Annotated in this window: 14 protein-coding genes; 5 read left to right on the top strand and 9 right to left on the bottom strand. The window is 34.5% G+C overall.

Features of this window, described 5'->3' with window-relative positions:
• Positions 1 to 12: 12 nt before the first annotated feature.
• The 9 genes from CHB80_RS22505 to miaB all read right to left on the bottom strand — a co-directional run bounded on the left by CHB80_RS22505 (position 13) and on the right by miaB (position 9,546).
• The gene (locus CHB80_RS22505) at positions 13 to 1,509 is read right to left on the bottom strand and encodes a sodium/proline symporter (RefSeq protein WP_089373779.1); all 1,497 of its coding nucleotides are present in this window, start codon (positions 1,507 to 1,509) and stop codon (positions 13 to 15) included.
• A gap of 229 nt (positions 1,510 to 1,738) precedes the next feature.
• Positions 1,739 to 3,373, bottom strand: coding sequence for a chaperonin GroEL (groL, locus tag CHB80_RS22500; protein ID WP_089373778.1), 1,635 nt, complete (start codon positions 3,371 to 3,373; stop codon positions 1,739 to 1,741).
• Positions 3,374 to 3,510: 137 nt separating this feature from the next.
• Entirely contained in the window at positions 3,511 to 3,786 is a 276-nt protein-coding gene (locus CHB80_RS22495) for a co-chaperone GroES (protein ID WP_089373777.1), read from the bottom strand.
• Between the two features lie 174 nt (positions 3,787 to 3,960).
• Complete coding sequence (gene secG / locus CHB80_RS22490; RefSeq protein ID WP_089373776.1) at positions 3,961 to 4,311, bottom strand: preprotein translocase subunit SecG; 351 nt, start codon at positions 4,309 to 4,311, stop codon at positions 3,961 to 3,963.
• Between the two features lie 6 nt (positions 4,312 to 4,317).
• On the bottom strand, positions 4,318 to 5,193 hold the full coding sequence (locus CHB80_RS22485; RefSeq protein WP_089373775.1) for a hypothetical protein: 876 nt from the start codon (positions 5,191 to 5,193) through the stop codon (positions 4,318 to 4,320).
• Positions 5,193 to 5,708 carry an LptE family protein gene (locus tag CHB80_RS22480; protein ID WP_089373774.1) on the bottom strand — a complete coding sequence of 172 codons (516 nt, stop codon included), beginning with the start codon at positions 5,706 to 5,708 and terminating at the stop codon, positions 5,193 to 5,195. The genes CHB80_RS22485 and CHB80_RS22480 overlap by 1 nt, the downstream gene beginning before the upstream one ends.
• Positions 5,709 to 5,769: 61 nt before the next feature.
• A complete protein-coding gene (locus tag CHB80_RS22475) occupies positions 5,770 to 7,044 on the bottom strand; it encodes a sigma-54 interaction domain-containing protein (protein ID WP_089373773.1) in 1,275 nt (424 codons plus the stop codon).
• Positions 7,045 to 7,047: 3 nt separating this feature from the next.
• The gene (locus CHB80_RS22470; RefSeq protein ID WP_089373772.1) at positions 7,048 to 7,953 is read right to left on the bottom strand and encodes a hypothetical protein; all 906 of its coding nucleotides are present in this window, start codon (positions 7,951 to 7,953) and stop codon (positions 7,048 to 7,050) included.
• A gap of 141 nt (positions 7,954 to 8,094) precedes the next feature.
• Positions 8,095 to 9,546, bottom strand: coding sequence for a tRNA (N6-isopentenyl adenosine(37)-C2)-methylthiotransferase MiaB (gene miaB / locus CHB80_RS22465; RefSeq protein WP_089373771.1), 1,452 nt, complete (start codon positions 9,544 to 9,546; stop codon positions 8,095 to 8,097).
• Positions 9,547 to 9,696: 150 nt separating this feature from the next.
• Between miaB and CHB80_RS22460 the strand changes: the two genes are divergently transcribed.
• From CHB80_RS22460 to topA, 5 genes are all read left to right on the top strand, one after another.
• The gene (locus tag CHB80_RS22460) at positions 9,697 to 10,557 is read left to right on the top strand and encodes a hypothetical protein (protein WP_089373770.1); all 861 of its coding nucleotides are present in this window, start codon (positions 9,697 to 9,699) and stop codon (positions 10,555 to 10,557) included.
• A 43-nt stretch (positions 10,558 to 10,600) separates the two neighbouring features.
• Positions 10,601 to 11,566, top strand: a complete 966-nt coding sequence (locus tag CHB80_RS22455; RefSeq protein WP_089373769.1) for a lipid A deacylase LpxR family protein — start codon at positions 10,601 to 10,603, stop codon at positions 11,564 to 11,566.
• Positions 11,567 to 11,660: 94 nt separating this feature from the next.
• Positions 11,661 to 12,902 (top strand): LVIVD repeat-containing protein, encoded by a 1,242-nt coding sequence (locus CHB80_RS22450; protein WP_143337225.1) that lies wholly within the window; start codon positions 11,661 to 11,663, stop codon positions 12,900 to 12,902.
• A gap of 61 nt (positions 12,903 to 12,963) precedes the next feature.
• A complete protein-coding gene (locus tag CHB80_RS22445; protein WP_089373767.1) occupies positions 12,964 to 13,773 on the top strand; it encodes an ABC transporter ATP-binding protein in 810 nt (269 codons plus the stop codon).
• Between the two features lie 153 nt (positions 13,774 to 13,926).
• On the top strand, positions 13,927 to 16,422 hold the full coding sequence (topA, locus tag CHB80_RS22440; protein ID WP_089373766.1) for a type I DNA topoisomerase: 2,496 nt from the start codon (positions 13,927 to 13,929) through the stop codon (positions 16,420 to 16,422).
• The last annotated feature ends 1 nt before the right edge of the window (position 16,423 follow it).

The raw sequence follows: 16,423 nt of genomic DNA, 5'->3' as shown, positions 1-16,423 counted from the left end.
AGTGTTATAAAACTAACTAGTCTTAGGGTATAATTTTGTGAAAATGATACCAGCAATTATGGATAGTAGAAACGAAGGTGCTAACACATCTAATTTTTCAAAATAGATACCTACTCCGTCTATAGATTGCACTATAAATTTAAATATTGGGACACATAAAAACCCTGTAATCATAGATGCAAGAGCTCCTTTCTCTGAGTAAGGCTTCCAGAATAGTGATAAGATAATAACGGGGCAAAAAGTAGCGGCAATACCTGACCACCCAAAAATTACAAACCAGAAAATGGTTCTATCTGGTGATAATATGGCGACTGATAAAGCAATAATTAAAGCTACAACAGCAAGCGCTAGTGTAATTAACCTAGAAATTCTAGTAAGTTTTTTTTGTTCTACTTCGGGGTTTATAATTTTCTGATAAAAGTCTCTAGATAACGCACTAGAAGCAACAACAATTAGAGAGTCTATGGTAGACATAATTGCAGATAGTACAATAGCTATATAGATAGCAACAATAACAATAGGGAATATATTTTCTATCATAACGATGAGCACGCCTTCACCAGCGGTGCCTAAAACTGCTTCTGGATCTTGCCCAACAGAAGTAAATAAATAACGTCCTAATAAACCAATGGTAACTGCAGCAAAATCAGTAAGTAATGTAAATAAAATAGCAACCCATTTCCCTTTGTCTATTTCGGCTTCATTTTTTACAGACATAAATCGAACATAAATCTGAGGAGAGCCTAAAAATCCAAGCCCGATCATAGCAAAACCTAAAATAGTAAATACAGTAAGTAGTGGTGATGAAGTATCTCCCCAAATACTTGTGAGATTAGGATCAATTTGTGTAAGGCCATTTACAATACTCCCGCCATCATCAATAGATAGCCATGCTATAAAAGGAAGGCATACAAGACCAAAAAACATTAATATACCTTGGAAAAAATCAGACCAAACAGCTGCTAAGAAACCTCCTATATACACATATGCCATTACAATAATAAACCCAACAATAGCGCCAGTGAAATAGTTAATTCCTAATAGGGATTCAAAGGCTTTTCCAGTGGCATCTATTTGCGAACTCACATAGATAACTACAAATAAAGAGAGCGCTGTTGCTGCTACCTTACGTATGGTTTTTCTTCCGGTATTAAAATGACTCTCTAAATAATCTGGTACTGTTATAGAGTCATATTTGTCTGTAGCTCTTTTAAAACGTTTGGCCATAAAAAACCATGAGATACCTACTCCTAATACTTCTCCTAAAACCACCCAATAGGCAGAAAATCCTGCAATGGCTCCCATTCCTGTGAGCCCTAAAAGAAGCCATCCAGACTCTCCTGTGGCTCTTGCGGAAAACGCTACTGCCCAATAGCCTAGTTTTTTACCGCCAACATAAAAATCACTAACTCCTTTTACTCTTTTAGAAGCTACAACACCTATAATAACGAGAATGGCAAAATATAATCCAAGTACAATGAATTTGGTAAGCAGACCTTCAGGGAGCATATTATTTGTTTTGTATGTAATGTACGGATTTTTGAATAAGTAAAATGAAGGGGTTGTATACGCTTTCGCGAAAGCGTATAATAGCTAATCACGCGGTGCTATTAATTATTATGATATAAAAAGAAAAGGTCTTTGTCGTGAAACAAAGACCTTTTTATATTCTATATATAACTGAAAGCAATTAGTTGTCTATTCAGGAATAGCTAAATAATTGCCTGCCACGCTGTGACTACATCATGCCTGGCATTCCGCCTCCACCCATTGGTGGCATTGCCGGAGCAGCCTCTTCTTTAATATCTGTAAGTGCACATTCTGTTGTAAGAATCATTCCTGAAACAGATGCTGCATTTTCTAAGGCAACACGTGTTACTTTTTTAGGATCGATGATTCCTGCTTTGATCATGTCTGTATACTCTCCATTTTTTGCATTGTATCCGAAGTCTTTTTTACCTTCAATTACTTTAGCAATGACAACAGATCCTTCACCTCCTGCATTGGATACAATAGTACGTAATGGCTCTTCTATAGCACGGTTTACAATTTGTACTCCTGTTGCTTCATCTGCATTTTCGGTTTTTATTTTTGTAAGAGCAGTTTTTGCACGAACAAGCGCAACACCTCCTCCAGCAACAATACCTTCTTCTACAGCAGCTCGTGTTGCATGAAGTGCATCATCTACACGGTCTTTTTTCTCCTTCATTTCAATTTCTGAAGCAGCTCCTACATAAAGCACAGCAACTCCTCCAGCTAATTTTGCTAGACGTTCTTGTAACTTCTCTTTGTCATAATCACTAGTAGTAGTTTCTATTTGAGATTTGATTTCTCCTACACGAGCTTTGATCATTTTTTTGTCTCCAGATCCGTTTACTACTGTGGTATTATCCTTATCTATCGTAACTGTTTCTGCAGTTCCTAACATATCGATAGTTGCGTTTTCTAATGTAAAACCACGCTCTTCTGAGATAACGGTTCCTCCAGTTAGGATAGCAATATCTTCTAGCATTGCTTTACGACGATCTCCAAATCCAGGTGCTTTTACAGCAGCAATTTTAAGAGCTCCACGTAATTTATTTACAACTAGTGTAGCAAGTGCTTCACCATCTACATCTTCTGCAATAATAAGAAGAGGTTTTCCTGTTTGAGCTACAGGCTCCAATACAGGAAGTAAATCTTTCATTGAAGAAATTTTCTTGTCAAAAAGTAAAATGTATGGGCTGTCTAATTCAGCTTGCATTTTCTCACTATTTGTTACAAAATATGGAGATAAATATCCGCGATCAAACTGCATTCCTTCAACAACATCAACATAAGTTTCTGTTCCTTTAGCTTCTTCTACAGTGATGACTCCCTCTTTTCCAACTTTTCCAAAAGCTTCAGCTATAAGCTCTCCAATAACACTATCATTGTTTGCAGAGATAGAAGCTACTTGCTCTATCTTTTTTGAAGAGTTCCCTACTTTTGTAGTTTGCTTTTCTAGATTTTCTGTAATTGCATGTACCGCTTTATCAATACCGCGTTTTAAATCCATTGGATTTGCACCAGCAGCTACGTTTTTAAGACCTTCTTTTACGATAGATTGTGCAAGAACTGTAGCGGTAGTAGTACCATCACCTGCAAGATCATTGGTTTTTGAAGCTACTTCTTTTACCATTTGTGCTCCCATATTTTCAAGAGCATCTTCTAGTTCTATTTCTTTTGCAACAGTAACCCCATCCTTTGTAACGTGAGGGGCACCAAATGATTTACTTATAATTACATTACGTCCTTTAGGGCCTAATGTTACTTTTACTGCATTAGCAAGTGCATCTACACCACGTTTAATACCGTCACGTGCTTCAATGTCAAATTTTATATCTTTTGCCATGATAATCTTTTAGATTGTCATCTCCGTATAAACGGAGATCTGTTATATTATAATTTTGTTTGAGTTGCGATTTATATGCTTTCGCGAAAGCGTATATCTTTAAAAGTATATACCTTTAAAGATTGGATGTTGTTACATTATACGATGGCAAGAATGTCTTCTTCTTTCATAATCATATAATCTTTACCGTCTAATTTAAGCTCGGTACCTGCATATTTTCCATAAATAACAGTGTCTCCTGTTTTTACAGTCATATCATAGTCTTTCTTACCAGAGCCTACAGCAACAACTTTTCCTTTTTGTTGTTTTTCTTGTGCCGAATCAGGAATGTAAAGTCCAGATGCGGTTTGCGTTTCTGCTGGTAGTGGTTCTATCACTACACGATCAGCAAGTGGTTTAATGTTTAAAGCCATTTTTTGATTCGTATTTATTAAGGTTAAATAAGTTAAATTTTATAGTTGTTTATTAGTCAGAAATTATGCCAGTCATAACATGCTGACAAATTTACAGCGCAGATGACATAACAGTATAAAACAGAAATGCCAACTTAAAAAGCTGGCATTTCTGAGCATTTATGATGCTATATATTATTCTTCTGGTGTGTCGTCTGTTGTTGTGTTACCGTCTGTTGTTGGTACAGTAACTGGAGCTGTTGTTTCTGTAGCATTTTCGTCATATACTTGAGACTCGCTTGCTTCTGCTCCAAAAATAGAAATATTACTTAACAAGATAAGTACTAATAATAATGTCGCTAATCCCCAAGTTGCTTTGTCAAGGAAATCTGTTGTTTTCTGAACACCGCCTAATTGCTGTGTTCCTCCTCCTCCAAAAGAAGAAGATAATCCTCCACCTTTAGGATTTTGTACCATAATTACTACTACAAGTAAAAAAGCTACGATAACGATTAATACTAAAAATATATAAAATGTTGTATTCATGATTCTTTATTTTTCTTCTAATTGCTCTACTGCCCGAATTTGGTCTGCAAAGAAACCACTTTTTTCTGGATATTTCAAACTTAAAATTCGATATGCTTGCTTTGCTTTTTTAAAGTTTTTTTGCTCTACGTAAACACGTGCTAAAGTCTCTGTCATTAAGGCTTCAGAAGGTATAAGAGATTCTTTGGCTAGGTTTTTTTTAGGAGGAGCTGTAGTGGGTGAAAACTCAATTTTAGGATTAGATTCTATAAAAGAGTCTACAATATCTTGCTTGCGCTTCTTGCTATTGGTATCTGTGTTTTGAGTTTCTGTAGGTTTGGGTAAGGTGTCCTTTTTGATGATTTCACTTGATGGTTTTTCTCTTTTAATAGGTGAAAACCTAGAGAGCTGTAACCATTCTTGAAAAGAGTGAACTTCGTTTTGGTCAAAGTCTAAAGGTTTTCCAACGGAGAGTATTTCTTTGGGAGAACGCTTTGTGATTTCTGAATCTTTTTTTTCTACAAATAAATTTGGGTCTAGAATCTTTGAAGCTTTTTCTTGCTCTTCTTCTTGCACTTGTAAAGAGACATCTTGTAGGTTTTCTACCTGTAATGCTCTAAGGTGTGTTTCTTGTTGTTTTATTTGAGTGCTTATTTCATTTTGAATAAATACGTCAGAAGTGATGTATTCAAATAAAACAGATCTATCTGTAGTATGCGCTGCAGTTACTTTAAGTGCTTTATTGTAAGTGAAACTTTCTTGGTTTTTAAGGCCTTTAATATATAATGCATGTGCACTTTGAAAATATGGAAAGTCATCAATTAAACTTCTAATGTCACTTGTATGTACACTTGAAATATTTTCAGGGTGTTCTAAGAGATATGTAAATGCTTGTGTGTTCATTACCACTTAGCTAGTGATTCATTAACAATATCTTGCGTAATACGATCAAAAATTTCTTCTAATGCTGTGTCAAGATCACTACCTATCAACTGCGTCGTAGCAGAAACATCAGAGAAGAAAGAAAAACGTCTTTCAAAATCATCTTCTCCATCTGTTTTTGTATTGTTGTAATAACGCACATTTACTGTAATAGTAAGTCTATTTTGAGCAGCAGTATTTTCTGATGTAGAGGCTTGTGGGGCAATGTAATATTCTACAATCTCACCTTCAAAAAGAAGCTCTCCATTACTAGAGACTAAACTTAAGTTTGTTTGATCCTGAATTAAATCTTGTAATGCAAAAGTGAATGTACGGTCAATACCAGGTTCAACAATAGGTGCTTGGTTTTGGAAAAAATTGACCTGAAAAGTCTTAATATTTTCATCAATAGAAATACCATTAAATGAATAAATTCCACATCCTTGAAAGGTTAGGAAGCATAAAATAGCACAAAGTAAAGTAGTTGTTTTTTTCATACCGATATAACGGCTAGTGTCTGTTAAAATTCCTTAAGCAATATACAATGATCTTATAAAATTATAAGTCAAATTGCTTAATCTTTCTATATAATGTACGCTCGCTTATTCCTAACTCGTCTGCAGCAGCTTTTCGTTTACCTTTATGACGTTCTAATGATTTCTTGATAAGCTCTAATTCTTTATCGTGTAAAGAGAGTGTTTCTTCTTCTTCTATTTCTTCAGCAAAGTGATAAGGGTCTTCTTTTGATTCTTGAATAGGAGTGGGTGTAGCAATAGGAGTCACTTGCGTAGTTTGCTCAGGAATGTGTAATACTTCCATTACTTCCTCGGCAGTGTCATAACTATCTTCCTTATTATATATCTTATTAATAAGCGTTTCATTTTCTTCTCTTACATCTGCTGTATTTCCATTCTTCATGAGTTCTAATGTTAGCTTTTTAAGATCATTAAGATCTGCTTTCATATCAAATAATACTTTGTATAGAATCTCACGTTCATTAGAAAAGTCTGACGACTCCTTCTTTTCTATGATGGCTGGAAGTTTACTTCCTGTATCTGGCAAATAATTGCGTATGGTGTCTGCGGTAATAGAACGATTTTGTTCTAATACAGATACTTGTTCTGCCACATTACGTAATTGTCTGATGTTTCCAGACCATCTGTATTGAATAAGTAATTGCGTAGCTTGTTCATCAAGACGAATGGTAGGCATCTTATATTTCATTGCAAAATCTGATGCGAATTTTCTAAACAATAAATGGATATCGTTTTTGCGCTCTCTTAATGGAGGCAAGTTTATTTCTACGGTACTTAATCTGTAATATAAATCTTCTCGAAACTTTCCTTCTTTAATCGCTTCAAACATGTGCACATTAGTAGCTGCAACGATACGCACATCTGTTTTTTGTGTTTTTGACGATCCTACTTTTAAGAATTCACCATTTTCTAAAACACGTAGTAAACGTACTTGCGTGGGTAATGGAAGTTCGCCTACTTCGTCAAGGAAGATTGTACCACCATCGGCTACTTCAAAATATCCACTTCTGGTTTGAGTGGCTCCTGTAAAAGCCCCTTTTTCGTGACCAAAAAGTTCACTGTCTATCGTTCCTTCTGGTATAGCTCCACAGTTTACAGCAATATATTTATTATGTTTTCTATGAGATAATGAATGAATAATTTTAGGAATACTTTCTTTTCCCACACCAGACTCTCCTGTAACTAGTACTGAAATATCTGTAGGTGCTACTTGAATTGCTTTTTCTATAGCACGATTTAATTTAGGATCATCTCCTATAATTCCAAATCGTTGTTTTGTAGTTTGTATTCCTTCCATCTATTAATAATATTCAAAATTGTATATGTAACGGAGTTCGCCATTTATTGATTCGTTCATAAGAACAGGGTATCCTTCTTCGTTATATTCATATTCATAATCGTGGATCGTAGTAAAATCGTTAATATAACTTGTAAATATTTGTTGCGTTATATTATGTTTTGAGTGATAAAAGAAAGAATCGTAACCATTAAAGTCTATAAAAGGTGCATATAATGAAAAGATAGGATTAGAAGGTAAGCCTGCCTGAAAAGGATTTGTTTTGTCATCATAGGCAAACGTCCAATCGAAAGTAGGATATGTTTCATCTAGATTTGGGTCATATCCAAAATTGCTAATTGTAGTCATATCATCATTATTATATCCAAATATGGCATTTACAGCTATTATTTCTCCAGTGTCATTAGATACGCCACGAGATAATAGAGGCTTTTTAAAAGATTCATCCTCAAAAACAAACTCACCTCTTGTAGAAAATGGTTCTCCATCATTTTGTAATGATTGAAAGGTCATGATATTATCATTGTAGTTTATTGTTGTAAAACTACCCCCAGTATCATTTGCTGTGCCAAACGAAATCCATAGATCGTTTTCATATCCAAATCCTACAGATCCTACAGTTGATGTATATCCAATTAAGTTACTTTCAGAATTTCGTATATATGTTCTATAGGTTTCTCCGCAGGAATTAATTTCCATTATTTGTCCATCTGTATTGAAATCTATAATTCTCGGGGGGCAATCTATTCCAATAATTTGCCTTTGTACCTGTTTAATAACAAGAACGACATTTTCTTCTGGTAAAGTTTCCTCAGGAATTTCGTTTTCGGGTATTGTGTCATTTTCAGTTGAACAACTAAAAAAAGTAAATGATAAAGCAAAAGCACACAAGTAAAATATAGGTTTCATAATGAATGGTTTTTAGTTAATCATCTAATTTATTAAAGGTTAAATATTGAAAAGGAAAACTTGTTCGTGTTTTTAAGTAAACCTTTATCGGTTGTTTCTTGTCGTTTTTTGCTTTCGCGAAAGCGTACATATTATTATTTATTATTGCCAGTATGCGGCATATCCTACAGGCTCTCCTATAAGTGTTCCTGTGGTGCATTCTGTAATCTTTACATCTACATATTCACCTATTTTATAGTTCTCTTTCGGAAAGACTACCACGATGTTTTGGTCGTTACGTCCGCTCCATTCGTTTTCATTCTTTTTTGATTGTTTTTCAATAAGAACTTCTACGGTTTGGTGTAAATACTTCTTTAAATTATCACGAGACATGTCTCTCTGTAAATCAATAACTTCTTGAAGGCGACGTTTTTTTACTTCTAATGGGATATCATCCTCCATCTTACGCTCGGCTAATGTGCCTGGACGCTCTGAGTAATAGAACATAAAGCCATAATCATACTTTACATAGTTCATGAGCGCTAGTGTATCTTGATGATCTTCTTCGGTCTCTGTTGGGAATCCCGTAATCATATCTTGACTAATTCCTATATCTGGAATCATACGTTTGATATCATCTATAAGTGTTCTATACTCAGCAGCCGTGTGTTGACGATTCATAAGTTTAAGAATACGATCGCTTCCACTTTGTACGGGTAAGTGTATGTAATTACAGATGTTTTTATGTTTAGCCATTGCCTCTATAACATCGAGTGTCATATCTTGAGGATTGCTAGTAGAAAAACGAATACGTAGTTTTGGATGTGCTGTTGCCACCATATCCATAAGTTGTGCAAAATTTACGGCAGTAGCTTTTGCCATCTCACTTGCTTTCTCAAAATCTTTTTTGAGTCCTCCGCCATACCATAAATAGGAGTCAACATTTTGCCCTAATAGTGTCACCTCCTTGTACCCTTTTGAAACCAAATCTTGTACTTCTTCTAAAATGGATTGTGGGTCGCGACTACGCTCACGTCCTCTTGTGAATGGAACCACACAAAACGTACACATATTATCACATCCTCTAGTAATAGATACAAAAGCAGTTACGCCATTGGTTTGTAGCCTCACAGGAGAGATATCTCCATAGGTCTCTTCTTTAGATAGAATGACATTTATAGCATCTCGACCTTCTTCTACTTCACTTAGAAGATTAGGAATATCTTTATAGGCATCAGGACCTACAACAAGGTCTACAATTTTTTCTTCTTCTAAAAACTTGCTTTTTAGACGTTCAGCCATACAGCCTAAAACACCTACTTTCATTTTTGAGTTTTTCTTCCTCTTGACTGCTTGGTATTTTTCTAGACGCTTACGAACAGTGATTTCTGCTTTTTCGCGTATAGAACAGGTGTTTACAAGAACTAAATCTGCTTCTTCGAGTTCTTGTGTTGTATTATATCCTTCTTTAGCAAGTATAGAAGCTACAACTTCACTGTCGGAAAAGTTCATTTGGCAGCCATAACTTTCTATAAAAAGTTTTTTGCTGTTACTTGCATTTCCTTCTACAACTAATGCTTCTCCTTGTTTGTTTTCGTCTATTATTTTCTCCATTCTATTGATTGACTCACTATTAATTGTCAATGATCGTGCAAAGATACAGTTTAGAACGCATTGTGACAAAGTGTCAGTTTTATTTTTGCACCTAGTTTTACTACATTAGGGAATTATTGAGAACTATTATTTTAAATATAACAATCAGCTATGTATAAAGGGCTTTTCTTAATTGCTTTTGTGTTGCTATTTTTTTCTTGTAAAGAGTCTGTTATAGATCCACCTGGCTCATATATATATGTAGCGCATACAAGACTCAATTCTAATGATAGTTTATATAGTAAAGTATATGATATTGATTTTTCTAACTATGATATGACTTTGTTAGGTGGTGACTTAGCGATGAGCTCGTTTTCTAAACGCCGTGTGATACTTCCTCATTTGGATAGTATTTTTGATTTTAAAAACCCAAATACAATTTGGAGTATAGGAAATCACGATAATGTATCAGATAAAAGATTTTATGAGGCAACACTCAGAAATAAATATCATGTATATCAAAAAGATGATGTGACCTTTATTACATTAAATTCTCAAGATAGTTTAAGCTCTATTGTAGGAAAGCAAAAAGAGTTTTTGTTTTCGGTTTTAGATACTATACAAACTCGTTCAGTATTATTAATGACGCATAAATTGATTTTTATGAATGATCATCCGGTATTGGATGAAAAAATTAGCAAGGTCTGTAATGCGAATAAAGGCGATTGTTTTCATTGTCATAATGCCAACAATTTTTATACAACTGTTTACCCTAAATTATTAGAAGTTAAAAACAGAGGTATACAGGTGTTGTGGGTAGGTGGGGATCTTGGGTATAAGACTTCAGAATTTGAATATATAGATGATCAAGGTATTGTATTTCTTGGAAATGGATTTTGGTTTAAGAAAGACTGGAATAAAGTTTTGTTGTTTTCAAAAGCAAAAGATGCTGCGCTAGAATATAAATTTGTTCATGTAGATTCTCTTCTTCAGGAGCAGTCAGAAGTATTAAAAACATCACAATCTAAATAATCTCTATTTTTTTCGACTAACGAATTATTGATTTTATAATTCTATGAAAAACAATTCTTGTTGTATGAATGTATTTTTTAACTATAGGTCTGTTCTAAGGAATATGGTTTTACGATACACTTTTCTTCTTCTTAGTATAGTTAGTTTTTCTCAAGAATCATATAAACAACAGGTGTCATTGCAACATGATAATGATTTTCTTTTTGCAATAGATCGTTATTACTCTGCAGGAACTTTTATAGGGTATAGTCGTTTGTTAGAGGGTGATTTTTTATTTAAAAGAGAGAAAGATGCACCTATACAATTAAATATACGTTTAGGACAGGAGACGTATACACCTAGAGAGTTGTTTGAAAGAGATTTTGATCTATTAGAAAGACCGTATGCAGGCTACTTATTTATATCTACCCAATTATCTAAAGTAAAAAAATCAAACATTTGGCTGCTCCAAGGGGAGTTTGGCTTAGCAGGGCCACAATCTTTAGCAGGCGATGTTCAAGTGGCATATCATAAGCTTATAAATACTTTTGTCCCTGTTTGGGAAGGTCAGATTGCTAATAGCGTTCATGTAAACTTTCAAGGGAAGTATATCTCAACGATTGATTTAAATAAGCCTTATCTATTTAAAAGTATATCCTTACAGTCTACAGCTTCTTTAGGAACGCGTCTTACTTATTTAGAGCAAGGTGTAAATGCATATATTGGGAAAAGATCTTCTTTAGCAACGAGTGCAGCCTTTAATCGTATTGGTAGTGAGAAAGAGTTTTATGGGTATGTAGGTGTGGCTTATAGATATGTTGTTAATAATGCGCTTATAGAAGGGCATCCGTTTGGAGATGATTCTCCATTTACTTTAGATGCCATAGCTTCTATTGGTAGGTTTGAGTCTGGTATTATATATAGAGAAGGCCGAACTACATACAGTATGGTATATCATTACAATACAAAAGAAACGGCAAGAGAAGGCCGTTTGCAATATGCGGCTATCACGATTTCAAGACTGTTCTAAGTTAAGTAATTGTTACCAATCATTTTAGGAACGCAACCATTATGCTTTTCCGACATCTTAGTAGTATACTAATTAATCTAATAACGATACTATTATGAAAAAGATATTCCTTTTATCATTCCTGAGTGTTTTTACCTTGTTTTTTTCTTGTAATGATGATGATACTAGATTTGAAACTAGAATCGTGGCAAATGCAGTGCTTGAAAGTAAAGATGTGGTTAGAGCATCTATTGCAGTTGAGTCTGAGCGCCCTATTAACGAATCAGGAAAAATATATACCTACACACATTATGTCTTTGTTAATGATCGTAATTTAGGGGTACATGTTATTGATAATCGTATTCCAGAAAGTCCACAGAAAATAGCATTCCTGAAAATTCCAGGTAATTTTGATATTGAAGTTCGTAATGATGTTCTATATGCAGATAGCTATGGTGATTTAGTGTTGTTTGATATATCTAATATAGATGCTATTACTTTTATTGATAGGTATGAAGATGTTTTTAGCGGACTTGGTTTTTCACAACCCGCTTTTGAACAATCATTTGATCAAATAGATTATGGAGATTATGACCCTACAGAATCCTTTATTGTAGATTGGTCTTTTACAGAAATTCAAGTAGAGATTCAGACCTCTGATGGTGAAATTGCTCTAGAAACTACTGATGGTGCTTCTGGAGATGTAACGGGACAAGGTGGATCTTTTGCAAGATTTAAGATCGTAGATACGTATCTGTATGCGGTAGATTTTTCAGAACTCTATGTTTTTGATATAAGCACTCCTGGCACTGCGAATCAAGTAGGTCAAAAAGGTATTGGATGGGGAATAGAAACTATTTTTAATAGAGATGAATACCTTTATATAGGAAGTCAAAATGGAATGTTGATCTATAATATAGAAGACAGAACACAACCGCAATATACTTCTGAGATTAGTCATTGGGAAGGATGTGATCCTGTAGTAGTAGATGGAGATTATGCATACTTAACGTTAAGAGGAGGGAATCTATGTGGTCAAGATTTAAGTATTCTGGAAGTAATTAATATTGAAGATAAGAGTAATCCATATTCTGTGCGAGAATATGCAATGCAAGAGCCTTATGGATTAGGGACTAAAGAAAACCTATTGTTTGTAAGTGATGGTCCAAACGGATTTCAAATCTATGATAAAACAAATCCTGAAGATTTAGTGCTTATTGAAGTGATTGAAGATATTAATGTATTTGATGTGATACCACTTGAAAATCGATTACTTGCTATTGCAGGAAATACACTTTATCAATATACGTATGAAGCAAATGGATTGTCATTACTTAGTGAGTTTGTGATTAATTAGTAAGCAATAGAAATTATTATAAAATAGAAAAAGAGTGTTATGTAAAATAACACTCTTTTTTATGAAGTATATTCTTTTAATTTTACTCAAAATAAATGACATGACATTTTTAGAGATACAAAAAAGGATACATAAAAATGCCCCTGTAGATTTTGGAACTGTATTTAGCGATGCTCTTACTTTATTTCAGAAAGTATGGTCGGAAGGACTTATTATGCTACTTATCACATTTGGAGCGATGATAGGAGTGATGCTCATTCTATATATACCCTTGGTGGCAGGAGCATTTATTATTGATGGGACAGGTTCTATAGAACCAAGTGAAGAAGCGTCTATATTATTACTTATTGGAATGTTCTTGGTTTATGTATTTCTTATCGCATTCATGGGATTTTTAACAACGGGATTGCAGGCAGCCTTTTATAGACAAGTGCGTTTGAGAGATCAGGGATTGAAGCAAGATAGGAGTGTTAGTTGGGGGATGTTTTTTAAAAAGGGATATGCAGGTAAACTTTTTTTAATCTCATTGGCTACTACAGGAATTTCATTAGTTGCACTATTATTATGTGTATTTCCCGCTTTTTATGTAGCAATTCCATTGCAGTTTGTGGGAGTTATTTTCGCCTTTAATCCTAAATTATCTTTAAACGAAATAATAACAGCCTCCTTTAATATAGGAACAAAAAAATGGGGGATTGCTTTTGCGTTGATTATTGTTTCAAGTTTATTAGCTCAAATGGCGGGTCTTATTTTATGTGGTATTGGAATCTTATTTACAGCATCTTTTGTGCACTTGCCTGTTTATTTTATCTACAAAGAAGTCGTTGGATTTTATGAAGAAGACGAGACAATTGCTCGAATTGGAGCATAAGTAATTCTTTTTTATACGCTTTCGCGAAAGCGTAAACATTTATAAATCAATTGGTTTTAGGATGTTTTTTTTAACCTTTTTGCAGAGAATTATACGAGTTGGATTTTTAAATTAAATATTTAATCTACTTTTGTAATCCCAAAAAAGGAAAATATGGCAAAGAATCTCGTCATTGTAGAGTCACCCGCAAAGGCAAAAACTATTGAAAAATTTTTAGGAGAAGACTATAAAGTAGAAAGTAGTTTTGGTCACATTGCAGATTTACCATCTAAAGAATTAGGTGTAAATGTAGAAGGTGACTTTAAGGCAAATTATATTGTCTCAGACGATAAGAAGAAAGTAGTCAAAAAACTAAAAGATCTTGCAAAGAAAGCAGAGATGGTTTGGTTAGCTAGTGATGAGGATCGTGAAGGAGAAGCTATCGCATGGCACTTAGAGCAAGAATTAGGGTTGATCCCAGAGCGTACGAAACGTATTGTTTTTCATGAGATTACAAAAACAGCCATTAAACGCGCTATAGAGAATCCTCGAAAAATAGATTACCATCTTGTTAATGCACAACAAGCACGTCGTGTATTAGATCGCTTAGTTGGATATGAGCTTTCTCCAGTGTTATGGCGTAAGGTTAAAGGAGGTTTATCTGCGGGAAGAGTGCAGTCGGTTTCTGTGCGTCTTATCGTAGAAAGGGAAAGAGAAATTCAGAAATTCTCAGCCGAAGCGTCGTATAGAGTTGATGGTACCTTTGTAAATGAAAATGGAAAATCCTTTAAAGGAAAACTTCCGAAAAATATTAAAAGTAGAAATCTTGCAGAAGATTTTCTTACTAAAAATGCTACAGCCCAATTTAAAGTAGCATCACTTACTACAAAACCTGCGTCAAAATCACCGGCACCTCCATTTACAACTTCTACCTTACAACAGGAAGCGAGTCGTAAACTATATTTTTCTGTAAGTAAGACCATGACATTAGCACAGCGTCTATACGAAGCAGGACTTATAACCTATATGCGTACAGATAGTGTAAACCTGTCTGTAGATGCTAAAAATGCTGCAAAAGCAGAAATTATTTCTGCATATGGTGAAGCATTTAGTAAAGAGCGTAACTATAAAGGAAAGTCAAAAGGAGCTCAAGAAGCTCATGAGGCTATTCGTCCTACAGATTTTTCTCGCCATACGGTTAATATGGATAGAGATCAAGCTAGATTATATGAACTTATATGGAAACGCGCTATTGCTTCTCAAATGAGTGAAGCAAAATTAGAACGTACAAATGTTCAAATAGCATCGTCTGCAGGTACAGATAATTTTACTGCAAATGGAGAGGTATTGAAGTTTGAAGGATTTTTAAAAGTGTATTTAGAAGGTCAAGATGATGAAGATGCAGATGCAGAAGAAACAGGATTACTTCCAGCACTTAAAGAAGGAGAAATTTTATCAAATACTGTAATTACTGCTACAGAAAGATTTACAAGACCTCCATACAGATACACAGAAGCTTCACTTGTAAAGAAATTGGAAGAACTTGGTATTGGGAGACCGTCTACATATGCACCTACTATTACAACGATTCAAAATCGTAAGTATGTTGAAAAAGGAACAGTAGATGGCAAAGAAAGATCTTATGATGTGCTTACCCTTTCAAGAGGAGAAGTCGTAGCAAAGAAACATACAGAAACTGTAGGTTCCGATAAAGGAAAACTAGTCCCTACTGATGTTGGAATGGTAGTCAATGACTTTTTAGTAAATCATTTTGAAAATATTCTTGATTATAACTTTACAGCAAAAGTCGAGCGGGATTTTGATGATATTGCAGAAGGAAAGCAAGAGTGGACTACAATGATGAAAGAATTTTATCAGAAATTCCACCCGCATGTAAAAGATGTTGAGAAAAATGCTGATAGAGAAGTGGGGGAGCGTATACTAGGAACTGATCCTAAGACAGGGAAGCCAGTAAGTGTGCGTTTAGGTAAGTTTGGTCCGATGGTTCAAATTGGAACTGTAGAAGATGAAGAAAAACCACAATTTGCTAGTTTAGGCCCTGATCAACAATTAAACAGCATTACTTTTGAAGAAGCAATGGATCTTTTTAAATTACCAAAAGATCTTGGGGTATATGAAGGAGAGGATGTGCAAGTTAATAATGGTCGTTTTGGGCCTTATGTGCGTTTTGGAAAAATGTTTGTCTCTCTCCCTAAAGGAAGAGATCCTATGGATGTAGATCTTGATGAGGCTATTGTCTATATCAAAGAAAAACAAGCGGCAGATGCGCCTATATATACCTATGAAAATTTACCAGTTCAAAAAGGAACAGGACGTTTTGGGCCTTTTATAAAATGGAATGGTATGTTTATCAATGTCAATAAAAAATATGACTTTGATAATCTTACAGATGCTGATATTATCCAACTTATAGAAGATAAGAAGCAAAAAGAGATCGATAAGGTTATTCATAATTTTGAAGCCGAAGGTATACGAGTAGAAAAAGCACGATGGGGAAGATCTAACATTATAAAAGGTAAGATCAAAATTGAATTACCTAAAACAGTAGATGCTTCAAAATTAACGTTAGAAGAGGTGCAAGACATTATAGAAAAGCAAGCACCAAAAAAGAAAACAACCCGTAAAAAAGCAACTGCAAAAAAGAAGTAAA

Source organism: Dokdonia pacifica (genome assembly GCF_900188275.1).
Lineage (GTDB): Bacteria > Bacteroidota > Bacteroidia > Flavobacteriales > Flavobacteriaceae > Dokdonia > Dokdonia pacifica.
This window is presented reverse-complemented; position numbering and strand designations above follow the sequence as displayed.